The organism is Citrobacter sp. Cy070 (genome assembly GCF_030332245.1).
Lineage (GTDB): Bacteria > Pseudomonadota > Gammaproteobacteria > Enterobacterales > Enterobacteriaceae > Citrobacter > Citrobacter youngae.
In genome coordinates this window covers 23,538-47,582 of sequence record NZ_JAOWIG010000073.1, presented here as the reverse complement: position 1 = coordinate 47,582, position 24,045 = coordinate 23,538, and the positions used below count along the sequence as shown (strand labels likewise).

General features: G+C 49.9%; 25 protein-coding genes. 13 read left to right on the top strand and 12 right to left on the bottom strand.

Annotated elements, in window-relative coordinates; all coding sequences use genetic code 11:
* The first annotated feature begins 151 nt into the window (after positions 1 to 151).
* The 4 genes from OGY19_RS13830 to OGY19_RS13815 all read left to right on the top strand — a co-directional run bounded on the left by OGY19_RS13830 (position 152) and on the right by OGY19_RS13815 (position 3,285).
* Positions 152 to 544, top strand: a complete 393-nt coding sequence (locus OGY19_RS13830) for a hypothetical protein (protein ID WP_115602058.1) — start codon at positions 152 to 154, stop codon at positions 542 to 544.
* A 210-nt stretch (positions 545 to 754) separates the two neighbouring features.
* Positions 755 to 1,930, top strand: coding sequence for a capsular polysaccharide export protein, LipB/KpsS family (locus OGY19_RS13825; protein ID WP_115602059.1), 1,176 nt, complete (start codon positions 755 to 757; stop codon positions 1,928 to 1,930).
* A gap of 68 nt (positions 1,931 to 1,998) precedes the next feature.
* On the top strand, positions 1,999 to 2,757 hold the full coding sequence (gene tam, locus OGY19_RS13820; RefSeq protein WP_286596651.1) for a trans-aconitate 2-methyltransferase: 759 nt from the start codon (positions 1,999 to 2,001) through the stop codon (positions 2,755 to 2,757).
* Positions 2,758 to 2,907: 150 nt separating this feature from the next.
* Positions 2,908 to 3,285 carry a GFA family protein gene (locus OGY19_RS13815; protein ID WP_286596648.1) on the top strand — a complete coding sequence of 126 codons (378 nt, stop codon included), beginning with the start codon at positions 2,908 to 2,910 and terminating at the stop codon, positions 3,283 to 3,285.
* A gap of 84 nt (positions 3,286 to 3,369) precedes the next feature.
* Here OGY19_RS13815 and OGY19_RS13810 read toward each other — a convergent pair whose 3' ends face one another.
* The 7 genes from OGY19_RS13810 to sad all read right to left on the bottom strand — a co-directional run bounded on the left by OGY19_RS13810 (position 3,370) and on the right by sad (position 11,073).
* Complete coding sequence (locus OGY19_RS13810) at positions 3,370 to 4,284, bottom strand: bestrophin family protein (RefSeq protein WP_061067892.1); 915 nt, start codon at positions 4,282 to 4,284, stop codon at positions 3,370 to 3,372.
* Positions 4,285 to 4,490: 206 nt separating this feature from the next.
* Positions 4,491 to 5,942, bottom strand: a complete 1,452-nt coding sequence (locus OGY19_RS13805; protein WP_101743078.1) for a tagaturonate reductase — start codon at positions 5,940 to 5,942, stop codon at positions 4,491 to 4,493.
* Between the two features lie 106 nt (positions 5,943 to 6,048).
* Positions 6,049 to 6,576, bottom strand: a complete 528-nt coding sequence (locus tag OGY19_RS13800; RefSeq protein ID WP_061067890.1) for a GNAT family N-acetyltransferase — start codon at positions 6,574 to 6,576, stop codon at positions 6,049 to 6,051.
* 80 nt (positions 6,577 to 6,656) lie between these two features.
* The gene (locus OGY19_RS13795) at positions 6,657 to 7,016 is read right to left on the bottom strand and encodes a DUF4186 domain-containing protein (RefSeq protein ID WP_048211679.1); all 360 of its coding nucleotides are present in this window, start codon (positions 7,014 to 7,016) and stop codon (positions 6,657 to 6,659) included.
* Positions 7,016 to 7,942, bottom strand: coding sequence for a glutaminase B (glsB, locus tag OGY19_RS13790; RefSeq protein ID WP_048211680.1), 927 nt, complete (start codon positions 7,940 to 7,942; stop codon positions 7,016 to 7,018). Before glsB ends, OGY19_RS13795 begins: the two co-directional genes overlap by 1 nt.
* A 62-nt stretch (positions 7,943 to 8,004) precedes the next feature.
* Positions 8,005 to 9,582, bottom strand: a complete 1,578-nt coding sequence (locus tag OGY19_RS13785; protein WP_286596645.1) for a methyl-accepting chemotaxis protein — start codon at positions 9,580 to 9,582, stop codon at positions 8,005 to 8,007.
* 102 nt (positions 9,583 to 9,684) lie between these two features.
* Entirely contained in the window at positions 9,685 to 11,073 is a 1,389-nt protein-coding gene (gene sad, locus OGY19_RS13780; RefSeq protein WP_115602061.1) for a succinate-semialdehyde dehydrogenase, read from the bottom strand.
* A 102-nt stretch (positions 11,074 to 11,175) separates the two neighbouring features.
* Between sad and ptrR the strand changes: the two genes are divergently transcribed.
* Complete coding sequence (gene ptrR / locus OGY19_RS13775; protein WP_061067887.1) at positions 11,176 to 12,051, top strand: putrescine utilization regulator PtrR; 876 nt, start codon at positions 11,176 to 11,178, stop codon at positions 12,049 to 12,051.
* Here ptrR and OGY19_RS13770 read toward each other — a convergent pair.
* Genes OGY19_RS13770 through dtnK form a run of 3 tightly spaced genes read right to left on the bottom strand, consistent with a single transcriptional unit; the run spans position 12,048 to position 15,034 of the window.
* A complete protein-coding gene (locus tag OGY19_RS13770) occupies positions 12,048 to 12,809 on the bottom strand; it encodes a DeoR/GlpR family DNA-binding transcription regulator (RefSeq protein WP_048211684.1) in 762 nt (253 codons plus the stop codon). The genes ptrR and OGY19_RS13770 overlap by 4 nt on opposite strands.
* A gap of 1 nt (position 12,810) precedes the next feature.
* Entirely contained in the window at positions 12,811 to 13,797 is a 987-nt protein-coding gene (locus OGY19_RS13765) for a D-threonate 4-phosphate dehydrogenase (protein WP_115602062.1), read from the bottom strand.
* Entirely contained in the window at positions 13,790 to 15,034 is a 1,245-nt protein-coding gene (gene dtnK, locus OGY19_RS13760; protein WP_286596641.1) for a D-threonate kinase, read from the bottom strand. The genes OGY19_RS13765 and dtnK overlap by 8 nt, the downstream gene beginning before the upstream one ends.
* Before the next feature lie 171 nt (positions 15,035 to 15,205).
* On the opposite strand from dtnK, the gene OGY19_RS13755 reads away from it, so the two are divergent.
* The 5 genes from OGY19_RS13755 to OGY19_RS13735 all read left to right on the top strand — a co-directional run bounded on the left by OGY19_RS13755 (position 15,206) and on the right by OGY19_RS13735 (position 21,016).
* Positions 15,206 to 16,375: an iron-containing alcohol dehydrogenase gene (locus tag OGY19_RS13755; protein ID WP_115602064.1), complete on the top strand. Its 1,170-nt coding sequence runs from the start codon at positions 15,206 to 15,208 to the stop codon at positions 16,373 to 16,375.
* Positions 16,368 to 17,252, top strand: coding sequence for a dihydrodipicolinate synthase family protein (locus tag OGY19_RS13750; protein WP_061067885.1), 885 nt, complete (start codon positions 16,368 to 16,370; stop codon positions 17,250 to 17,252). The genes OGY19_RS13755 and OGY19_RS13750 overlap by 8 nt, the downstream gene beginning before the upstream one ends.
* A gap of 47 nt (positions 17,253 to 17,299) precedes the next feature.
* Positions 17,300 to 18,250: a phosphoglycerate dehydrogenase gene (locus OGY19_RS13745; protein WP_048211689.1), complete on the top strand. Its 951-nt coding sequence runs from the start codon at positions 17,300 to 17,302 to the stop codon at positions 18,248 to 18,250.
* 65 nt (positions 18,251 to 18,315) lie between these two features.
* Positions 18,316 to 19,635, top strand: a complete 1,320-nt coding sequence (locus OGY19_RS13740; RefSeq protein ID WP_048211690.1) for an MFS transporter — start codon at positions 18,316 to 18,318, stop codon at positions 19,633 to 19,635.
* 184 nt (positions 19,636 to 19,819) lie between these two features.
* The gene (locus tag OGY19_RS13735; RefSeq protein WP_048211691.1) at positions 19,820 to 21,016 is read left to right on the top strand and encodes a sugar transporter; all 1,197 of its coding nucleotides are present in this window, start codon (positions 19,820 to 19,822) and stop codon (positions 21,014 to 21,016) included.
* A gap of 34 nt (positions 21,017 to 21,050) precedes the next feature.
* Here the strand turns inward: OGY19_RS13735 and OGY19_RS13730 are convergent, their stop codons facing one another.
* Positions 21,051 to 21,716: a MarC family NAAT transporter gene (locus OGY19_RS13730; protein ID WP_048211692.1), complete on the bottom strand. Its 666-nt coding sequence runs from the start codon at positions 21,714 to 21,716 to the stop codon at positions 21,051 to 21,053.
* 257 nt (positions 21,717 to 21,973) lie between these two features.
* Between OGY19_RS13730 and marR the strand changes: the two genes are divergently transcribed.
* Genes marR through marB form a run of 3 tightly spaced genes read left to right on the top strand, consistent with a single transcriptional unit; the run spans position 21,974 to position 23,059 of the window.
* On the top strand, positions 21,974 to 22,408 hold the full coding sequence (marR, locus tag OGY19_RS13725) for a multiple antibiotic resistance transcriptional regulator MarR (RefSeq protein ID WP_048211693.1): 435 nt from the start codon (positions 21,974 to 21,976) through the stop codon (positions 22,406 to 22,408).
* An 18-nt stretch (positions 22,409 to 22,426) separates the two neighbouring features.
* Positions 22,427 to 22,810, top strand: a complete 384-nt coding sequence (gene marA / locus OGY19_RS13720; RefSeq protein ID WP_286596682.1) for an MDR efflux pump AcrAB transcriptional activator MarA — start codon at positions 22,427 to 22,429, stop codon at positions 22,808 to 22,810.
* Positions 22,811 to 22,840: 30 nt separating this feature from the next.
* A complete protein-coding gene (marB, locus tag OGY19_RS13715) occupies positions 22,841 to 23,059 on the top strand; it encodes a multiple antibiotic resistance protein MarB (protein ID WP_048211695.1) in 219 nt (72 codons plus the stop codon).
* Positions 23,060 to 23,090: 31 nt separating this feature from the next.
* Here the strand turns inward: marB and eamA are convergent, their stop codons facing one another.
* Entirely contained in the window at positions 23,091 to 23,990 is a 900-nt protein-coding gene (eamA, locus tag OGY19_RS13710) for an O-acetylserine/cysteine exporter (protein WP_286596638.1), read from the bottom strand.
* Positions 23,991 to 24,045 lie beyond the last annotated feature (55 nt).

Below are 24,045 nucleotides of genomic sequence, written 5' to 3'. Positions count from 1 at the left end.
GCTGTTCACCGACTACCATTCAAACCATATACTTTACGCATACGTCAAATCGCTGACGTTGCAATTGCTCACTCAGTCCTTTTCGCGTACAACCACAAGGTACGACACAAACCTGTGCCCTGGAATTTCACAGCAACGGACCCTACAGCCAATGCAAAGAACTATCCATGTTCATCAAAATGACAACGCTATCTTACGTGTCACGTTTCTATTGGTTCTTTCATTCACACTGACCGGTTGTGCGTTGACCCGCGTCTCTGCCAGCTCACATGACAAAGACGTCGATGAGCTAAATGTTATTGGCTTGAATCTGGATGCTGCAAGGCAAAAAGCAATCGTGGATGGTTTTGTGTGCAGTAAGGATGCAAACCTCAATCAGGTACAAACCGAAAGTGGCAGTCATAAATGGTTACAAACGGAATGCAGTAAAAAAAGCCTGGAACTGTTCTGCCCACAAATGCGGTTTATAGTATTCAATGTTGACCCCGATACAAATAAAGTTGTTGATGTAGGGAAATATATTAATCAGCATACTTGTTTCTGAATATGACATCGGCACCAGTAGGGTCTATGTCATATCGATATCCCCCTTCTGTCTCCACTTCTATTCAAGAGTACCGGATTGTATTGACCCTATGAAATAATATAATACCTGCATACTTTTAATGATAATCGTTACTGTTTAGCGGACAGCCGACTGCCAAATAAAGATTAGACTAACCCAAAGTTTTAATTACATTAATCACGTGGAGTTATGATGAATGATTTAAATCGTTTTTACTTTGACTTACCACAATGGCTAGGTAAGAGTGAAGGCATTCATCGACAATTTATTGGTAACTTTATATCTTGTCTCCATGATGAACAATTACAAGTAGTACTGAATCCAGTTAGTTTTCCCTGTTATGGTCTTAAAAGACTGGCAATTAAAGACTCTATTACATTCTCCTTCCACTCATATAATAATGACAAAAATGTTTTCTCGATAAAAGAATCACCTATATATGGACTGTACTCTGTAGATAAAAATGGATATTCGGGATGGGCAGATATTTGTGTTAACTTCAGTTCATATATCGATAAAATAAATAAAATAGATCACGACAGTGCCAAAAGTATCATTGGCGAGAAGCGGGAATTTTTCAGGGAGACAAAACTCTCCAAGCATCAACAACCACATAACCACGTTGCTCTACCCTCGAATTACCTTTTTTTCCCCATGCAGGTCAACTCTGATTCGGTTACCGATCATGAGAACATCAGCGCCATGGAGGCATTAGACTATGTTGCGGCATTGGCTAAAAAGACAAATCGAAAGTTGGTAATCAAACGCCACCCGATGTGTAAATCCAGAGGTGTTGATGCCAAGATTGCGTATCTATTAGCAACCAACGAGAATGTTTTGTCTGTTGATGCTAATATCCACGAATTAATTGAAGGGAGTTCTGCCGTTATCGCATGTAATTCTGGCACAAGCATTGAAGCCTTGATTTTCGGTAAACCAGTTTATTGCTTTGGGCGAAGCGAATGGTACGAAGCTACACATAAAATTGAAGCCTTAGAAGATTTCGATGCGATATTTTTGAATGATACACACAGTACCATGTCTGTTTTCCAGGAGAAGTTGATAGCATATTTATTATCTGAATATTGGATTCAATTTGATGACATTGAATCTATTAAGGAAAAAATAAAATACTGCATAAGCCTCTATGAGAGCAACTACGGTGATGACTTTATCGACAACCATAATAATGGTGAATGTTATGTCAGAAGCTTTTTGAATGCCCAAAGAGAGATCGCGATCCTGAAGAGAAAGCAAAAGAAGTATAAGAAAGATTATGAATTATTATCTTTTGTAATACGATTTGTCCTATTTTTACCCTTTAAAGCTACACTTACTATGCTGGGAAGGAACAAGAATCATTGATTCTGAGGGCGTGATGGAAATTGCTGGCTCAGAATCATACTATTTCATCGCATACAGGATACAGAAACATGGCTGACTGGAACCCTTCGCTCTATCTGCAATATGAAACCGAACGTTCGCGACCCGCAGCTGAATTACTCAGCAGAGTCGCGCTGGAGAATGTCCGCTCAGTCGTCGATCTCGGCTGCGGCCTGGGTAACAGCACCGCATTGCTACATCAACGTTGGCCATCAGCGCAAATATCAGGCGTGGATTCTTCGCCGGCAATGCTGAGCGAAGCGCGTAACGCGTTGCCTGGCTGTCATTTTATCGAAGCGGATATTAGCGCATTTCAGACAGAAGAGCCCGTAGATCTGTTGTATGCAAACGCATCTTTGCAATGGGTTCCCGATCACTATCAGCTGTTCCCCCACCTGGTCTCTCTGCTGGGGAAAGATGGCGTATTGGCTGTACAAATGCCGGATAACTGGCTGGAGCCAACGCATGTTCTGATGCGTGAAGTTGCCTATGAACTGGGTTACCCCGATCGCGGCCGTGCGCCTCTTCCCGGAGTGCATGCGTACTATGATATTTTGACTGACATGGGTTGCGATGTTGATATCTGGCGTACAACCTACTATCACGTTATGGATTCACACCAGTCAATTATCGACTGGGTGAGTTCGACGGGGTTGCGTCCCTGGTTGCAGGACCTGAGTGAAAGCGAACAACATCGCTATCTGGCGCGTTATCATGCATTGCTGCAGGAGCAATATCCACTGCAAGAGAATGGGAAAATACTGCTGGCGTTTCCGCGGTTGTTTATCGTTGCTAAACACAATTCTTAAGCACTGACCTCCTGGTATCAGCCTCTTTATACCAGGGGCTGATAATTATTGTGAATTCCCCATGCGCGCCCTCGCCTTTTTACGATGAGGATCTAGTGATGAAGCCAGTCATCTGCTAGTGTCTGAGAACGTTTACTGACGGGGGTTGTCATGTCTAAAATCTACATTGGCGGTTGTCTGTGTGGCTCTGTTCGCTTTACCGCGACGAGCCCTAATAATTCGCATACCTGCTCGTGCGATATTTGCCGCAAGCATACCGGTGCACCAACCGTCGTCTGGATTGAATTTAATGCTGAAAATGTAGAATGGACGGGAAAAGCGGGTAAACCGACTACCTGGCGTTCTTCAGAAACCTCCAGTCGCGCTTTTTGCCCTCAATGCGGAAGTTCAGTTGGTGGCATTGATGATGCTCCGGTAATAGCGCTATTAGCGGGCGTTTTTGATGATCCCAATGATGAAGATCTGGCCCCCGAGTTTCATTCATTTACCGATATGCAGCCTGCGTGGTGGCAAAGAGAATTCGGCTAAAACCGCACTCACCGGCGCATCAAGTCTTACCTATTCCTTCCGTGAAACAATAAGAGCTGGTCGTGTTACCAGCTCTACCGGATGCTATGTCAGCTGGTAATGCTTATCTGGCATATGTTTCGCCGGCACAACGGTTTCATCATTCATCTGCAGCAAATCGATTTCAATCGCGTTACAAATCGCATCGAGTGGCAGATCATTATTCTCTGTACCAAACGGATCTTCGAGTTCTTCGGCTAGCGTATCGAGCGAGATAAAAGTATAGGAAATAAGCACCGAGATGAACGGTGTCATATAGTGTAAATCCACCACTAACGCGAATGGCAACATGATGCAAAACAGATATACCGTGCGATGCAGGATTAAGGTGTAAGCAAACGGAACGGGTGTGTTCGCGATACGCTCACAACCTGCCAGCACTGCTGACATATCATTTAACCTGTTGTTTAAACTGTGAAATAATATATCAGATAGCTGCCCATTTCGTCTGCGAACGGCCAGCCACTCCCCCATCATCAGCAGAATGCGGTTGGCCGGTGATTGAGCCGCAAAAACGGTCTGTAAATCGCTCTCGCTGAGATATTTCGCCAGGGGTTCCGCCTGCGGTTGTCGACGTAAAGTCATACGCAGGCAATGGGCAAATGCGATTTGCAAACGAACGAACTGTCCCAGTTCAGCATCGTCTGGTAAGGTCGTTTTCACCTCACGCAGAAGCGAACGGGAAGCAATCATCAACTGCCCCCATAAATGTCGGGCTTCAACATAGCGCGAATAACAGGCGTTGTTACGAAAGCCTAAGAAGATTGCAATTGCGACACCAAGAATGCTGAATGGTGCCAAAGTAAATTTGATACCCAGCATCGTATACCATGGCAGCATGATGATAACGGCAATGGAGAGCAGGAAATTCAGCAGCAAGCGTGAAAAGATTTTGGATAATACTGAGCCATGCCAGACGAATATCAGGCGTAGCCAGTGTTGTTGGGGGCGAACGATCATGGTTATCTTCGGAAAATGTGAAAGCCGGGACATTAAACGTGATCGCGATCAATGTTGCAAGCTTATAGCAACATTATCTAAACATCTTTTCCTGCTGACCATAGTGGGCATTGAAGCTTCAGGTGTGCTCCATTTTTAGAAGTTATATTGTATGTTGTAACTAAATAAGGACGATAAAAAAACCCGGCCTGAACCGGGTTAACGTATTAGCACAGTGGCTTAACCGCTTCGCGCATGCCTTTCGCCAGGATAGAATCCAGGTCGGCAGAAACCTGTTCGACCAGCCCGGGAACCTGTGTCAGATCCTGTTCCCAGTGATCTTTTACGGCCAATACCGCGTTGACCAGCGCTGCGGTAGTAATCTGGCGGTCACGATGCTGAGCCCACAACACCTGGAAACGCTCCATCCAATGCGCATCATCCTGAACCGGATAAGATTCACCGTTACGCTCACCACGGTAGAAAGCAATCAAGGCTGCCAGGGCAAATGTCAGACGCAGCGGCAGTTGGCCGCTGGCCTTCTGCCCTGCCAACAACTGCGGCAGAATACGGGTGCGGAATTTGGTCATGCCATTAAGCGCAATCGACAATAGTTGATGCTTAATGTACGGGTTGCAGAATCGGCCGGTCACCGCGCTGGCAAATGAAGCCAATTCATCACGCGGCAGATCCAGCACCGGAATAATCTCTTCATAGATAGCTTTCTCAACGAAGGCGCGAATCTCAGCATCATTCATTGCCTCACCCACGGTATCAAGCCCTGCCTGCCAGGCGACCGGTACCAGGGCTGTGTGCGCACCGTTGAGAATGGCGACTTTACGCTCTTTATACGGCTTGATGTCATCAACAATCAGAACATTCAGCGGGTATTTATCGAGGCGAAGTTCAGTGGCTAATGATTTTGGCCCCTGAATAACAAACAGATAAAAGTGTTCTGCGGTATCAAGAAACGCATCATGATAACCCAGTTCAGCTTCAAGCTTCGCAACTTCGTCACGTGGGTAACCGGTAACAATACGGTCCACCAGCGTAGAACAAAATGCGTTTGCCTGGTCCAGCCACTGTACGAATGCTTCCGGCAACGCCCATTCCTGAGCATAACGCAAAACCAGTTCATGCAGCGCTTCACCATTGTAATCAATCAGCTCGCAAGGAATGATAATCCAGCCTTTATCAAGCGCACCGTTGAAATGGCTATAGCGTTCGAACAGCAGTCGGGTCAGTTTTGCCGGATAACTCACAGCCGGCGCATCATCAAACTTATCACCCGCGTGGTAGCTAATACCCGCTTCCGTGGTGTTAGAGAAAACAAAACGCATTTCAGGATTATGCGCCAGCTTCAGGAACTCATCGTATTCGCTATAGACGCTGATTTCGCGGTTAACCGAACGAATTAAACGGGCATCGCTGACGGCCTCGCCCTTTTCATTCAAACCACGAATGATGGTGGTATAGAGACCATCCTGGGTACTCAGTGACGGCGGAAAAGTACTTTCGATAGGACGAACAATGACCACACCAGCGTTCAGATCGGTATGTTCATTCAGCAGATCAACTTGCCAGTCAACAAAGGCGCGCAGGAAGTTTCCTTCACCAAACTGAATAATGCGTTCAGGATAGTGAGCACCGGGAAAATCGCGACGATTTAGTGTTTGCACAATGGGTTCCCTTTTTGATTAGTCATACAACCTGATTGAATTGGTCTAATAGGTTAGCAAACTTTAATACAATGAAACCCTGTTTTGATCAATCCCCGATGACAAATTAGAGCGTTTTATAAAAAAGTGTGGTTCCGGCCACTGTTCCATCAGGCATTTTTGCATAGTCAGGGATTACCCCTGCTTTTTGCCATCCACAATTGTGGTAGAACAACTCGGCGGCGCTGCCTGTAGACGTATCAAGAACCAGGAGGGTTTTCCCTTCATGATGGGCGCAAATTTCCAGTGTATTCATCAATTCCCGGGCTATCCCGCACCGCCGTGCAGAGGTATGAACCAGGAGTTTGGCAACGTCTGCACGATGAGGCTGGTTTTCGGGTTGATCAATAATGAGCTGAACGGTCCCAACAAGGGTCCCTTGCGCATTTTCAGCCCCCAGAACAATGCGTTCTCCACAAGAGACACTTTGTGCAACACGTGTCCAAAAAGGCCGCGACTTATCGCGGTTAAAAGGGAGCATAAAACTGACAGATGCGCCATCGTTCACGCACTGTTCAAGGACATCACTAAGCTCGTCGATTCTCGACAGGATCTGTTCCGCGCTCAGTATAAAGCAGGGGGTGTGGGTAGCCATTTAGTCTCCTTAGATTGACCCCTTCATACTGCAATTAACAATTACATAACACAAGGAGTCGAATCATAGGATTATGTTATCTATGGCTTATTCATTTGCAGCACTAACCAGTGGTAGATAACAGTGACAACGTAACGTTGCTGTTGCTCGCTCAACGGTTGCCCCTGAGGTATATCATGCCATTTGGCCAGACATCCCCTACAGCAGGTCGCCGTGGCATGTTGAGCGATAAACACCGGATGTCCACGCATCGGCGTTTGCTTTCCGTCATTGGTCGGGAGCGCGGGAGCCAGGCGCTTAGCAATAAAATCGGCCGCATGTTGTTCAATGACCGGCGCACCTTTTTCCAGACAATATTGTCTTTCTTTCTGACCGAGACGAAACCGCGATCGAAAAGTCGATTTCGCCAGTCGGGCAAAAAGCGAGTCGAGCGTGTTCATCAGTAAACCGAGCGCCCTAACTGTTGAGTTAATTGTTCCAGTACCGCAATACCCGCCAGCGAGTTCCCTGCGGGATCCAGTTCCGGACTCCAGACCGCAATCGCCATCTCATGCGGCACGATCGCCACAATACCGCCACCGACACCCGATTTCGCCGGCAAACCTACCCGCCAGGCAAACTCCCCGGCATTTTGATACATACCGCTGGTCGCCATTAGCGCGTTAATCTGCCGCGCCTGCATCGGCGTGACCACGGGCTCCGCAAGATGAAAGGCATGCCCCTGATTCGCCAGAAAGACGAACGTGCGCGCCAGCTCCACACAGCTCATTTTCAGCGCGCAGTAGTGAAAATAATTTTGCAGAACGGTCGTCACGTCGTGATGAAAATTACCAAAGGACTTCATCAGCCAGGCAATTGCCGCGTTGCGGGCTGAGTGCTCAAACTCAGAGCGTGCCACCGTCGTATCATAAGCAATATCTGAAACGCCACTTAATGCACGTACCACTTCCAGCATTCGTTGCCGTGGCGCACTCAGGCGACCTTGCAGCATATCGCAAACCACCAATGCCCCGGCATTGATAAAGGGATTACGCGGTATACCCTGCTCCATTTCCAGCTGCACCAGCGAGTTAAACGGGTGACCGGAAGGATCTTTGCCAACACGTTGCCAGATCTCGTCTTCCTGGTAATGACGCATTGCGACAACCAGGCTAAGCACCTTTGAAATCGACTGAATAGAAAAACGTTCTTGCGCATCCCCCGCCTGATAGTGCTGACCATCAACGGTGCAAATGGCAATACCCAGTTTTGAGCCATCGACAGAGGCTAATGCAGGAATATAATCGGCAACTTTCCCCTGACCAATCAGCGGACGAACCTGCTGCACAATGGTCTCTAAAATTGAATTGTCCATGGCCCTGGCCACAACATGCTCCTTGCTCGCAGGTATGAAAGGCCTGCGAGTATAACAGAGCTGAATACACAGCGTCAGGCCGGAAGACGGAATCTGGCAACGGCCTGCATAAGCTGATGAGATTCATGACGTAACTGTAAGGAGGAATCAGACGCAGCGTTCACCAGATCGCTGGTCTGTCGGGCTTCGTTATTCAGAGCCTGAAGCTGACTGGTCAACTCGTGAATACGGGTTCCCTGATTCATCGTCGCAGCAGAAATATCATTCAGTAAGGCGCCAAGATTTTCCACCAGCGATATAACCTGCTGTAAGTTGTCATCCAGTCCGTTCACCGCATGAAATCCTTCGTCAATACCCGCTAAGGAATGATGAATCAGCGCCTGAATATTCTGCGTGGACTGACTGCTTTTTCTCGCCAACAACCCAACTTCTTTTGCAACAACCGCAAATCCACGCCCTTGTTCACCAGCATGCGCAGCTTCAATCGCCGCATTTAACGCCAGAATATTGGTCTGAAACGCGATGCTGTCAATCAGTGAGATGATCCCGCGCATCTCTGATGAACGGGCAACAATTGCCTGCATCGACGCATTTACCGTTGCCATCATCCGGTTGCCACCCGCAGCAATATCCCGCGCCTGCACGGCGCGTTGATTCGCCAGTTGAGCAAACCCACTGTTATCCTCGACATGTGTTTCCAGAAACGAAATATGTGATGTCACCGTATTTAGCTCATCGCTCTGTTTCGCGGATTGCTGATATAACTGTTTATTGCTTTGCGTAAGCTGAGTGATATTTCCCACCATTGAGGTCGTAGCGTCATTCACCTGTTGCACCAGCATCCGTAGCCCCTGCTGCATCGCGTCGATACGTGAGCTCAGTTGTGTCACTTCACGATTAAACTGGCTCACCTGGGGGGCTGGACGGGAAAGATCGCCAGCCGCTAACACATCAATATGATCGATCAGTCGTCTCAGTGGCGCGATTACCCAGCGGGACATACTGCGCCAGACCAGTACCGCAATCACCACCAGCACAAGAGGAATAAATAAAAAGAGGTGCTGTAAACGTTCAAGACTGGTCAACAGCTGCTCTCGCCCTTTTTCCGTCTGCTGGAAATTGTCTTGCTGAAAACGTGCATAATTTTCATTAAAGTCTGTCTGAAACGCCTGAACAGGCACGGCAAAAAACGCATCAATGCTATTGGATTGCATTAATCCATCGGCCTGCTCCTGAATACCGCTATAAAAACGCTGATAGCTCTCCATCAAGTCGGGAGGCTGATGCGGATCCATTGCAAGCCAGGCATCCCATGCCGTTTTTGACTGCGTTAACGCATGCTGGGCCTCTTCCATTAACGGGCGCCAGCTCCCTTCCGAGCCGGTAGCCGCATCCTGCATAAAGTAAACGCCAGCACGATTAAGTAAGTCGCTGGCAGATAACAACGCCACCCTTGCTTCATCGATCTTCGACTGTTGCAAAAGCACCTGCTGATTATGCTGTTCATTAATCTGCGCGTCCCTGACAGAGGCTGAGAGCATAAGCGAGGATGCAATCTGCAAAACAGAGAACAGTGCAATAATACAAATGATACCGGTTAACAGACCAAACTGACGGGGAGTCAGGCGACGAAAAATTTGCGTTATGTTCATATTACTCTTCTGTATCAAAGCGTTAGGCGCGAGTGTACGCAGAGTAAATGACAAATTTATTGCAGAAATAAGACGGGTGCCCCTGCAGAGGCACCCGGGCTATCAGAGACGGTTTTTCCAGACGGTTTGCACATTGCAAAACTCATGCAGACCAAAGTGAGAAAGCTCACGACCAAAACCGCTTTTCTTCACGCCGCCAAAAGCAACGCGAGCATCACTGGCACTGTAACCATTAATAAACACGCCACCACACTCCAGACGGGCCGCCATAGTTTGCGCCAGTGCCTCATCCGCGGTAAACAACGTCGCCGACAAGCCGAACTCGCTGTCATTAGCCAGTGCTAATGCGTGCTCAGCATCCTTCGCGACGGTAATCGCCGCAACCGGGCCAAACAGCTCCTGACGAAACGCCGTCATTTCCGGCGTAACATCACCCAGTACCGTCACGGCATAGTAATTACCCTGACCGGCTATTTTTTCCCCACCGAGGAGTAAGCGCGCCCCTTGAGCCAGTGAATCTTCAACCTGCTGATGCAGTTCATCCCGCAGATCAAAACGTGCCATTGGGCCGAGATCGTTCTCTTCATTTAGCGGATCGCCCATTTTCAGTGCACTGGCTGCCGCAACAAAACGGTGGGTGAATTCTGCCGCAATCCCTTCTTCAATAATAAAGCGTTTCGCTGCGGCACAAACCTGCCCGGTATTCTGATAACGCCCTGCCACTGCGGCTTTAACCGCTAAATCAAGGTCTGCATCATTAAGCACGATAAACGGATCGGAACCGCCTAACTCAAGCACGCATTTCTTCAGCGCTGCACCAGCCTGAGCGCCAATCGCAGCACCAGCACGAACGCTGCCCGTCACCGTGACCGCCGCGATACGCGGGTCATTGATCATCTGACTCACCCCGGCGTTATCGGCATTCACCCAGCCATATACCCCAGCGGGTATTTCCGCATCGGTAAAGACCTGGGCGATAATCGCGGCACAACCAGTGACATTCGGTGCATGCTTTAACAGATAGCCATTTCCGGCCAGCAAAATCGGCACGGCGCCGCGCATAACCTGCCAGAGCGGAAAGTTCCACGGCATGATCGCCAGAATAGTCCCCAGGGGACGGTACTCAATCACGGCCTGATGATTCTCAACCTGCGTGGCCTCGGTACTGAGCATCGCTGGCCCATATTCGGCGTACCAGTCACATAATGCCGCAGACTTTGCCACTTCCGCACGTGCCTGCCTGACGGGCTTACCCATTTCACGCGAGATACACTGCGCCATCTCTTCGGCGCGTTCACGCAGCGCTTGTCCGACCCGGCGCAACATCTGTGCGCGATGGGTGACGGTCGTGCGTTTCCATGCGTTGAATCCCGTCGCCGCCAGATTCAGCGCGTGGGTAATCTCATCGGCGCTGGCCCACGGCATTGCCGTCAGCATTTCGCCACAGGTCGGGTCAACGGAAATAGCATGTGTTGCTGCTGTGATGGTCATAAGTGCCTCTCTTTCTCGCAAGGTATGGTTATATCATGCGCAGGTTTACTCTTTCTGAAAAATGAATAATATTAACCATACCATTCACGAACAGAGAAAATTATGGACCTGACGCAACTTGAAATGTTCAATGCCGTCGCAGAGACCGGCAGCATCACGCAGGCTGCGGCGAAAGTGCATCGCGTGCCGTCCAATCTCACCACGCGTATTCGCCAGCTTGAAGCGGACCTTGGCGTCGATCTGTTTATTCGTGAAAATCAACGTCTGCGGCTTTCTCCCTCCGGGCACAATTTTTTGCGTTACAGCCAGCGGATCCTGGCGCTGGTAGAAGAAGCGAGGATGGTGGTCGCAGGTGATGAACCACAGGGTTTGTTCTCTCTGGGATCGCTGGAAAGTACAGCCGCCGTGCGTATTCCGGCCACACTTGCCGAATATAATCAGCGCTACCCTAAAATCCAGTTTGCACTGGCAACAGGACCGTCCGGTACCATGCTGGACGGTGTGCTCGACGGTACGCTGAACGCCGCTTTTGCTGATGGCCCTATTACCCATCCAGGTCTTGAAGGAATGCCGGTGTACCGTGAAGAGATGATGATTGTCACCCCACACGGCCACCCCCCCATCAAACGGGCCAGCGATGTGAATGGTTACAATATCTATGCCTTTCGCGCCAACTGTTCCTATCGTCGCCACTTTGAAAGCTGGTTTCACGCCGATCGTGCCATGCCAGGCACGATCCATGAAATGGAGTCCTACCACGGCATGCTGGCCTGTGTGATTGCCGGCGCGGGAATCGCGCTGATTCCACGTTCTATGCTGGAAAGCATGCCAGGCCACCATCAGGTCAATGCCTGGCCGCTGAGTGAAAACTGGCGTTGGTTAAATACGTGGCTGGTCTGGCGTCGGGGGGCGATGACGCGACAGCTGGAAGCATTTATTGAGGTACTGGAACCTCAGCTGTCGCAAAATGCAGATTAACTGGCGAACGTCAGATGGCAAGGCAGTTGCTCAAGCTGCTGCCGCACCTCTTCATTGAGTCGCGCATCGGTCACGATATCCGTCAACGCATCCAGATGTGTGACGTTGAAAAGTGACCATGCACCGTATTTTGAACTGTCTGCCAGCAGTACGCGACGTTTGGCGTTTGCAATCAGGTCGCGCTTCAGACCGGCCTTTTCTTCCGTCGGTGCGGTGATCCCGCGGGTCAGATCCCAGCCGTTACAGCTTAGAAACGCGATATCCGGCCACACGTTTTGCAGCAGTTTACGCCCGTGCTCGCCGATACAGGACTGGCTGGAGTCATCAATACGCCCGCCAATGATCGTCACTTCAATTTGCTTGAACTCAGAAAGAAATAGCGCAATGTGCAGATCGCTGGTGATGACGCGCAACGGCAGATGGGTAAGCTGGCGCGCCAGTTCAATCATCGTCGTTCCCGCATCCAGGATAATGGCGTCCCCGGCTTTCACCAGGCTTGCCGCCGCGCAGGCAATAGCCTGTTTTTCCATCAGGCTGCGCTGCATTTTTTCATGTGTGGTTGGTTGCGAAGGGATAAACCGGTTAAGCGTCACGCCGCCGTGAGTACGGCTGATAACACCTTCCTGATCGAGTTTAATCAGGTCGCGGCGAATGGTCGCCGGAGAGGCCTGAGTCACAGCGACAAGCTGTTCAACTGTCGCCAGATTATGCCCTTTCAGATAATCCATAATCTGTTCTAACCGATTATATCCCTTCATTTTAATCCCGCGTAATTTGCATTGCTAACTGGATGGACACGGCCATGCTCTCAGACTTGGCTTTACCTGTCCAGGCAATATCAAACGCCGTGCCATGGTCTGCAGAAGTGCGAATAAATGGCAATCCGGCGGTGATATTCACCCCATCATAGAATCCCAGCAATTTTAGCGGAATATGGCCCTGATCGTGATACATTGCCACCACCATGTCATACATACCTTCGTGGCACTGCATAAAGACAGTATCTGGTGGACATGGTCCCGTAACATTTAACCCTTTCGCTTGCATTGCCTGCACCGCGGGTCCGACAATCGTTATCTCTTCCTCGCCAAACAGGCCATTTTCGCCGGCATGGGGGTTGACGCCTGCGACCGCAATACGTGGATTATCAAACCCGACACGACGCAGGAAATCATCTGCGACCTGAATGACTGTTTTTACACGCTGTTCACTGAGCGTATCAAGGAATTTACGTAGTGCAATATGTGTGGTGACATGAATCACTTTAAGCTGTTCGGTATACAGCACCATCGCATAGTCTTTGCTGTTGGTCAGTTGTGCCAGCAGTTCGGTATGGCCGGGATAATGATGTCCCGCCATGTGCAGTGCTTCTTTATTCAGCGGCGCAGTGGCAATGGCCTTAACTTCACCACTTAGCGCGAGTGCTGTAGCGCGTTTAATACAGCGATAGGCCAAATCACCCGCCTGCGCTTGCACCACCCCCGGTTCAAGCGCCGCAGGATCGGCAAGGGGTTCGTCAATCACGTTGATAACACCGGGGGCGAATTGCGCCTGGGTTACGTTATCGATCACCCGGAGTTCCGCTGGCGGCGTGACATTTAATGACTGGATACGACGCAGCGTTTGGGCACATCCCACAACCACAACCGGCGCGCCAGACAGTTCTCCCTCCACCAGCGATTTAATAATAATCTCAGGTCCAATACCTGCAGGGTCGCCCATAGTTACTGCAATAATGTTATTCACTCATGTTCTCCTCGATAAAATTTAAAACCTGACGCAACGTCGTTTCGTCACCGAATCCCCCTGCCTTTGTCATAACCGGGCGTTGCCAGTCGCCACCGACAAAATGACCGTACGGCACACACTGGGCCACACGGTCAGTAATACGAAATCCTGTTGCCTTAAGGGCGTCTGCAACCGCCATCGCCACATCACCACCAGAGAGATACAGCGCGCCTGGCGATACCTCCTGCAAAACCTGCCGGATAAGCTGTCCAAGAAACTGGCAGATTTTTTCACCGAGCTGAGCGCGATTCATCCCCACACGCACGCACAGCTGCGGAATATGATGGCGTGCTTCACTGTCGGGACTTGTGCGAACAATGCAGTGCCTACCAGAGGAGAGGATCCTAACGATGTGCTGCGCGTACTCTGTCGAGCTACCGCTGAAGATATTTTCGATATCAATGAATACAGTTCCCACCTGCGGGTCCTGGTACACAGCGGCAATCTGCTGTTGAGCGATTTCACTCATTGAACCCACTACCGCCAGTAAACACTGTGAGGACGGTGTCCGGACATGGCGGGCAAGCGCGTCACAGATCCCGGCAGACCCCACCAGCAGCGGCAGCTCATCCTGCATCAGCGCATCAGTAACAATCACATCAAGGTCAGCGTCAGTCCGGGCATCCACAACCCAAATCTGCGGCGTCTCAACAGCAGGCTCGCGCAGGTGCTGCATGTAGTCATTCAGTGACATCGCCCGACACGCAATGGTGGTTTGCGCCTGTATCACCTCACAAATATCGGCACTCATCACCGGTGTTTTCGGATCGCTGGCAAATTCGGTCTGCGTTACCGGAATACCGTTAACGAGGCACTGCCCCTGCTCGGTGGTTCGCCCGACTGAGGGACAAGCCAGTGCCACGATGGCCCGCTTTTTACCTGTAATCCGCATTAACGCGTCCAGTTCGGCCCCCGGGTTTCCGCGCAATGTTGAATCTATTTTCTTCAGCCACTGCGTCTGAGGACCAGCCTGACTCGTCAGAGCCAGCTCACTTACTCTGGCGGCGGCCTGCTCTGCCTCCAGCGCACGACTATCCGTGTTGATGACCAGCACATCTGCATCATCGGCACAGGGCAATGTGAAAGCGACATTTACCGTCATTCCCGTCAGCGCCAGACTCACCCCCGCATCATTTCCCCCCGTAAAGTCATCAGCAATGACAAGGATCTGGGGTCTTACAACATGTCTACTCATCCATGCTCCGGGTTGTTGTATGTTGATAATGATTATATTCAATCACATTTGATTAAATGTGAGCAAGCTCAAGTTATTCATCTCCGAGATAAATTATAAATTTAGCCCATGATGCAATCGTTCCTGAATCTCAGTGAGCGAATTCAATCACTCGAACAACAGGAGAATGCTGTGGCAACAATCAATAGCACCGTCATTAGCGGTTCGAATGCTATCCCCGCACTGGAGCCGTTACTGGCAGGTAAACGCCAGCTGTTACTGGTGACGGATAGCAATATTGTCGGACTGGGCGCGGTAACACAGATCCGCAACTTACTGACCAACGATGGACGTCATGTGGCTCTGATTGACAATGTGCCTGCAGAACCCGGGCATCACGATGTCAGCGCACTATTAAAAAACGTACAAGGTCTCAACGTAGAAATGGTGATCGGTATCGGCGGTGGTAGCGTACTGGATGTGGCGAAACTGCTCTCCGTCTTATGCCATCCTGAATCTCCGACGCTTGATGCCATGCTGGCGGGAGAAAAACCGCTGCAACGCGTTGCTTCTGTGCTGATCCCCGCCACAGCAGGTACGGGTTCTGAAGCGACTCCCAATGCGATTCTGGCGATCCCGGAACAAAACACCAAGGTCGGCATCATTTCTCCGGCGCTATTACCGGATTACGTGGCCCTGTTGCCAGAACTCACCACCAGCATGCCGGCGCATATTGCCTCGTCCACTGGCATCGACGCGCTATGTCATCTGATCGAATGCTTTACCGCTACCGTCGCCAATCCGGTAAGTGATAACGCTTCGCTCATTGGCCTGCGTAAGCTACTCAACCATATCGAAATCTCCGTCAATGAGCCGGAAAATCTGCTGGCCAAACTGGAGATGCTGTGGGCATCGTATTACGGCGGTGTGGCGATTAATCATGCTGGTACTCACCTGGTCCACGCGCTCTCTTACCCGCTCGGCGGTCGATACCATCTCCCACATGGCGTCGCTAACGCCATTCTGTTAGCACCCTGCATGAAAGTGATTCGCCCATTTGTGGTCGACAAGTTTGCCCTTGTGTGGGATCTGCTGCCTGACGCTGACTCAACACTCAGTGCCGAAGAAAAATCCCGCGCCCTGGTGGAGTACTTCGCCACACTCGTGAAACGACTGAACCTGCCCGATAACCTGGCAACGCTTGGTGTACCGTCTACTGATATTCCCGCACTGGCCGATGCCGCACTGAACGTAAAACGCCTGATGAATAATGCTCCCTGCGAGGTGAGTCATGAGGATATTCAGGCCATTTATCAAACTCTGTTTCCAGAACTGAATACCAAAGGAGTGAATCATGAGTAAGAAAATCTGTGGTGTACTGACGGCAATCGTTACCCCGTTCGACCACGACGGCGGGCTTAACCTTAAAGAACTGAGAAACCAGGTAAACCGCCAGTTAAATGCCGGAAACGGTATTTTCTGCGGCGGCACAAACGGTGAGTTTTTTGTGCTCAACGAGGAAGAAAAAATAGCAGTGACCCGCACCTGCGTTGAGGAAGTTGCTGGGCGGGCGAACGTAGTGGCGCATATTGGTGAAATCTCTACCCGTGAAACCATTCGTCTGGGCAAGCAAATAGAAAAACTGGGCGTCGATGCCGTATCGGTGATTACCCCGTATTTTGTTCCGCTCAAACAGCAGGAACTGATAGCTCACTATACCGCGATTGCCGACGCGCTATCGGTACCGGTATTTCTCTACAACATTCCGGCACGTACGGGAAATACCATTGAACCGGAAACAGCCAGAGTGCTGGCGGCACACCCGAACATTATCGGGATCAAAGACAGTGCCGGCAGTTATGAAAGTCTTAGCAGCTTCCTGGATGCAGTTAAAGATATCGAGGGATTTGATGTGCTGAATGGTCCAGATTCACTCATTCATCAGGGATTTGTTGATGGCTGTTCAGCCTGTATTTCCGGTTTGGCGAACGTAGCGCCAAAAGAAATTAACGCTATCTGGGCGCGATTCAAGGCCGGTGATGTTGTCGGATCGCATGAAGCACAGGAAAGCGTCACAGGTTTGCGAACCGAGCTCTATAAAGTTGCGTTCTCGCCCGCCGCAGTCAAAAAAGCATTGCAAATCATGGGGCATGAGGTAGGCGCAAGCCGTTACGCTGTCACGTTTGATGCTCATCAGGAACGCCAGATCCAGCAAATTATCAATAACTATTTACGATAGACACTTTTACAGCGGCGGCAACGCCGCTTAACTAACAGGATTGTATTATGAAAGTCATCTGTACATCACCTTCATTTGCCAAATACGATCAGCAACCGATCAAACTGCTTAACGACGCCGGACTTGAGTTAATCATGCTACCTGCAGATGCCGGTTTAGAAGCGCTTGCACCTCATCTGGAACAGACAGTGGCAATGATCGTCGCTTTTACCGATGTTAATGCCGGACTAATAGCTGCGGCACCGAATCTGAAAATCGTCTGCAAACACGGCGTGGGCGTCGATAATATCGACCTCAATGCCACGCGTGAAAAAGGTATTTTTGTTACCAATGTGCCGGATGCCAATAAGCATGCCGTCGCAGACTTTGCGTTTTCCCTGATCCTTAACTGTGCGCGTCAACTCCCCTACGCGATTGAACAAACCCGCGCGGGAAACTGGCCACGGATCTTCGCCTCCGATGTATATGGAAAAACGATTGGCATTATTGGGTTAGGTAACATCGGTAAACAGGTTGCACTGCGAGCCCGCGGCTTTAATATGCGCGTGCTGGCTCACGACGCATGGCAGGATGCACAGTTCGCCGCAGATAATCACATTGAATACGTTTCGCTCGATGAACTAACAGAACAAAGTGATTTCATCACGTTACACACTCCGCTGACGCCTGAAACCAAAAATCTCTTTGATTTAGCGCAGATGAAAAAAATGAAGAGCACTAGTTATCTCATAAACGTTTCACGCGGTGGTGTCGTTAATGAAGAGGATCTCTTTCTGGCTCTCACGCAGGGTGTCATTAAGGGCGCTGCCGCCGATGTCTTTTTACAAGAGCCGTGCAATTCACACCCCTTATTTGCGCTCGATAATTTCATCCCTACGGCACATATTGCAGGATATACCGAGGGTGCGATCAGCAATATAGGCGAGCAATGTGTTTATAACATCATTGAACATGTCATTCATCAGCGTAAGCCTAAAAATATAATGAACGGATTATAACATTGTGGAGATAACCCTACCCTTTCCACAATAATAAAAATGAACATCTACCATGGGCCAGATATATGAATAATTTTGCAGAAAAATCCCGAATTCGTTGGTGGATTGCGGGATTAATGTGGCTTGCTATTGCAATTAACTATATTGACCGGACGGTATTATCTGCTGCAGCACCTCACCTCATTGATGAGCTAAAACTCGATCCTGAAATGATGGGGTTTATCATGGCGGCGTTCTTCTGGTCATATTCTTTACTGCAAATACCGGCAGGTTGGTTTGCTGACCGTTTTGGTCAGAAAAAAGGTCTGGGTTTTGCCGTCGCGTGGTGGTCAATCGCCACCTCAATGATGGGTTTAGCCACTGGATTTAAATCTCTACTCGCATTGAGACTCGCTCTGGGCGTCGGTGAAGCCGCCGCCTATCCAAGCAATGCAGGGATCGCTGCGCGCTGGTTCCCGGATCGGGAGCGGGCCACCGTCTCAGGATTGTTTGACAGTGCCTCTAAATTTGGTGGTGCCGTCGCGATGCCGCTTATTGTCTGGATGATCTACCAGTTTGACTGGCGGATGACATTTCTGATTATTGGTGGTGTAGGCATTTTTTGGGTCATTGCCTGGTATTTTATTTATACAGAAAACCCGGAGGACCACAAAAGGATCAGTACAAGCGAAATTAAACATATTCGCGAAGGGCAAAAGCAAAAACACGGCGACAAATCCGTATTACCGATGCGTTGGTATAAACTGTTGCGCTACCGTAACATTTGGGCAATGTGTATCGGTTTCTTTACCATCAACTATACATCCTATTTCTTTATTACCTGGCTACCCACTTATCTGGTAAAAGACAAAGGAATGGATTTTATCAAAATGGGGATGGTTGCCGCCCTGCCATTATTATGTGGGATGGTGATCGAAGTCTTTGCCGGCTGGGCCTCTGACCGTATGGTACATAAGCGGATCCTGTCGCTGACTGCCACAAGAAAATTATTCCTGACAATCGGTCTGTTAATGGCTTTATGTATTGGTTTTGCCCCTTTTACTGATTCCGTGTTTATGACCGTGTTTTTACTGTGTGTGGCGAAATCAGGCACCACGGTTGCCGCCTCGCAGGTCTGGGCACTACCGGGTGACGTTGCGCCTAAAAACAGCGTATCGATTGTTGCAGGGTTACAGAATACTGTCTCCAATATGGGAGGCGCGGTAGGACCAATTATTACCGGAGCCATTGTTGCAGCCACTGGCTCCTTTACCTGGGCGCTGGTGTTCTCTGCCGCACTGGTGGTTCTGGGAATTTTGAACTATCTGTTTTTGATGGGTAAAGTTGAGCCAATCATCGACAGTGAGCATGAAGCGTTGTGCATGAAAGAAGCGCAGCTGCACTAAACTCGCTCAGGTAACGGTATTCTCCGGTCAGTCAGTAGTACTGACCGGCTTTATTTTCTCTCGTAATGCACCGCATTATCATCCGCAAAACAGCGTGATCTTAATCACGAAATGATTGTATTTTCACCAGTAAACGTTTTAAGATCGCCACCTCTCCTTTTTGCAGCTAACCCGATTTATACATATGACAACAAACACTGTTTCCCGCAAGGTCGCGTGGCTACGGGTAGTTACGCTTGCTATTGCCGGTTTTATTTTCAATACCACTGAGTTTGTCCCGGTCGGGTTGCTGTCCGACATTGCGCAAAGTTTTAATATGCAGACCGCGCAGGTTGGGATCATGTTGACGATCTACGCCTGGGTGGTGGCCCTGATGTCGCTGCCCTTCATGCTGCTCACCAGTCAGGTAGAACGCCGCAAGCTGCTGATCTGCCTGTTTGTCGTGTTTATCGCCAGCCACGTACTCTCTTTCCTGGCATGGAATTTTACCGTGCTGGTGATTAGCCGTATTGGTATTGCTTTCGCACACGCCATTTTCTGGTCGATCACTGCATCGCTGGCGATACGCCTTGCTCCGGCCGGGAAACGCGCGCAGGCACTCAGCCTGATTGCGACCGGCACCGCGCTGGCGATGGTATTAGGCCTGCCTATCGGACGCATCGTCGGCCAGTATTTTGGCTGGCGCACTACCTTCTTCGCCATCGGTATGGGCGCGCTAATTACCCTGCTTTGCCTGATTAAGCTTCTGCCCAAATTACCCAGTGAGCATTCCGGTTCATTAAAAAGCCTGCCGGTGTTATTCCGCCGTCCGGCGTTAATGAGCCTGTATCTGCTGACGGTGATTGTGGTCACCGCGCATTATACGGCTTATAGCTATATCGAACCCTTTGTGCAGACCGTCGCCGGGCTGAGCGCTAACTTTGCCACTGTGCTGCTTCTGGTTCTCGGTGGCGCGGGTATTATTGGCAGCGTAATTTTTGGCAAGCTGGGTAATCAGTATGCCTCGGTGTTGATAAGCGCGGCTATTGCCCTGTTGACCCTGTGCCTGGTGCTGCTATTGCCTGCTGCTGATAGCGAAATGCACCTGGCTGTCCTGAGTATTTTCTGGGGCATCGCCATTATGGTGATCGGCCTGGGAATGCAGGTGAAAGTACTGGCACTGGCTCCGGATGCCACTGACGTCGCAATGGCGCTGTTCTCCGGTATTTTTAATATTGGTATTGGCGCGGGAGCGCTGGTGGGAAATCAGGTAAGTCTGCACTGGTCGATGTCGACGATTGGTTACGTCGGTGCACTTCCTGCCGTTGCCGCGCTGATCTGGTCAGTGATTATCTTCCGCAAATGGCCGGTAACGCTGGAAGAGCAACCACAGCAGCAATAAGAAAAAGGCCCGGTAGATATACCGGGCCCGTTGTTTAATGGTAGGTTTGGATGATTTCCAGCACGCCGTTAATAATAAACTGCACACCCATACACACCAGCAGGAAGCCCATCAGACGGGAAATAGCTTCGATCCCGCCTTTCCCCACCAGCCGCATAATTCCGCCAGAACTGCGCAGACATCCCCACAAGATAATCCCGACGACGGCAAAAATAATGGGCGGCGCAACCATGATCACCCAGTCCGGGAATTCGGAACCGTGCCGCACGGTAGAGGCCGAACTGATGATCATTGCAATCGTCCCCGGGCCGGCAGTACTCGGCATGGCCAGCGGAACAAAGGCAATATTGGCCGTCGGTTCGTCCTCCAGTTCTTCGGATTTGCTTCTCGCTTCCGGAGAATCATGCGCTTTCTGCTGAGGGAACAGCATACGAAAGCCGATAAACGCAACGATTAACCCGCCCGCAATACGCAACCCGGGAATCGAAATCCCAAACGTATTCATTACCACCTGCCCGGCGTAGTACGCGACCATCATAATGGCAAATACATAGACAGACGCCATTAATGACTGACGGTTACGCTCTGCGCTGTTCATGTTGCCAGCAAGGCCGAGAAACAGCGCCACGGTGGTTAACGGGTTTGCCAGCGGTAACAGGACTACCAGCCCCAGTCCTATTGCTTTAAACAAGTCCATCATAATGTCATCTTTCCTGTGCGTTTTTCGTCAACGGCAAGTATAAGGGCAAACTCCAGGGTTAAGCCATGTTGTCGATGTAAGGATTCATTAGTTCTCTTTACGCATAAACCCTACGGATCAGAACGTTAAAAACGCGCTATGCGTAGCGCGTTCCTGATGTTTTAGCAAAACGTGGCATGCGGCCACTCATTCATTTGACTTATATTTGCCTAAGCAATAATATCAGCCGTGACTAACTACTTGCCAGGGCAACCATTGTGAAAAGCACCAGTGATCTGTTCAATGAAATCATCCCACTGGGTCGTTTGATCTACATGGTTAATCAGAAAAAAGATCGTTTATTAAACGACTATTTGTCACCGCTGGATATCACGGCATCGCAGTTTAAGGTGCTCTGCTCCATCCGTTGTGCGGTGTGCATTACCCCTGTCGAATTGAAAAAAGTGCTGTCTGTCGATCTTGGCGCCCTGACGCGGATGCTGGACAGACTGGCCTGTAAAGGCTGGATAGAAAGGCTTCCGAATCCACATGACAAGCGCGGTGTGCTGGTAAAACTCACCGAGCACGGCGCAGCAATTTGCGAGCAGTGTCATCAATTAGTAGGGCAAGACCTGCACCAGGAACTAACAAAAAACTTAACGGCGGAAGAAGTAGCAACACTTGAGCATTTGCTTAAGAGGATCCTGCCGTAAACAGAAAGAGGTATGACGATGTCCAGACGCAATACTGACACAATCACTATTCATAGCATTTTGGACTGGATCGAAAATAACCTTGAATCGCCACTCTCGCTGGAAAAAGTGTCTGAGCGTTCAGGTTACTCCAAATGGCACCTGCAGCGGATGTTCAAAAAAGAAACCGGCCATTCATTAGGTCAATACATCCGTAGCCGCAAAATGACTGAAATAGGGCAAAAATTGAAAGAGAGTAACGAACCGATCCTCTATCTTGCAGAGCGTTACGGTTTTGAGTCTCAGCAAACGCTGACCCGGACCTTCAAGAACTATTTTGATGTACCGCCGCATAAATATCGGGTGACGAATATGCATGGCGAATCCCGGTATTTGCTCCCGCTCAATCAATGCAATTGCTAATCGCCAGTTAACGACGTAACCGAGGAAATCATGAAACTTCTGTCTTATGCGATGCTGGCCCTGCTGCTTGTTGCGTCGGGCCAGAGCATGGCGGAACAGACCCCGCAACCGACAACGCAAAATAATCGCGACGCGATGATTATGCCCCCTGCGCACGATCAGTCCCCGTTCGATTTTAATCATATGGGTGCCGGCAGCGATAAATCCGATGAGTTAGGCGTGCCTTATTACAATATGCACAGCCTGTAATTATTTAGCCCCGTCACTGCGGGGCTTTTTTTTAACCCTTCACCTGCACAATCTTGCGCAAGCGAAAACCGAACACGTTGATATACAACCCCGCCATGATCAACAACGCACCAAGCAGTTGCAGCCCGGTTAACGTTTCATCCAGCAGCACTGCGGCACTGGCCAACCCTACCACGGGTACCAGCAACGACAATGGTGCAACACGCCAGGTTTCATAGCGCCCCAGCAGAGAACCCCAAATGCCATAGCCCACAATGGTCGCCACAAAGGCCAGATACACCAGGGACAGGATGGTAGTCATATCGATCGCCACAAGGCTCTGCACGATTTGCGCTGGGCCATCAAGCAATGCCGATGCCAGAAAAAACGGTACGACAGGAATTAATGCGCTCCACACCACCAGCGACATGACCGCTGGACGCGAAGTATGCTGCATAATTTTCTTGTTAAAGATATTGCCGCAGGCCCAGCTCAGTGCCGCCGCCAGCGTCAGCATAAAGCCAAGCATACCAACATGTTGTCCATTGAGGCTCGCCTCAATCAATACCAGCACACCGAACACCGCCAGCGCGATACCGACCAGTTGCTTCCCCTGTAAACGCTCGCCAAAGGCGAACGCGCCCAGCACGATAGTGAAAAAAGCTTGCGCCTGTAAAACCAGCGATGCCAGACCGGCAGGCATCCCAAACTTGATGGCGCTAAACAGAAAAGCGAACTGACCGAAGCTGATGGTCAGGCCATAGCCAAGTAACAGCGAGAGCGGGATCTTCGGGCGGGCAACAAAAAAGATTGCGGGAAACGCCACCAGTAAAAAGCGCAAGCCTGCCAGCATCAACGGCGGCATATTGTGTAGTCCCACCTTAATGACAACAAAGTTCAGCCCCAAAACTACGACAACCAGTAACGCCAGCAACCCATCTTTACGCGACATACCACCGCCCCTGCAAATATTAAATTTTTGTAAACAAGTTAAGGTAACGGAAATC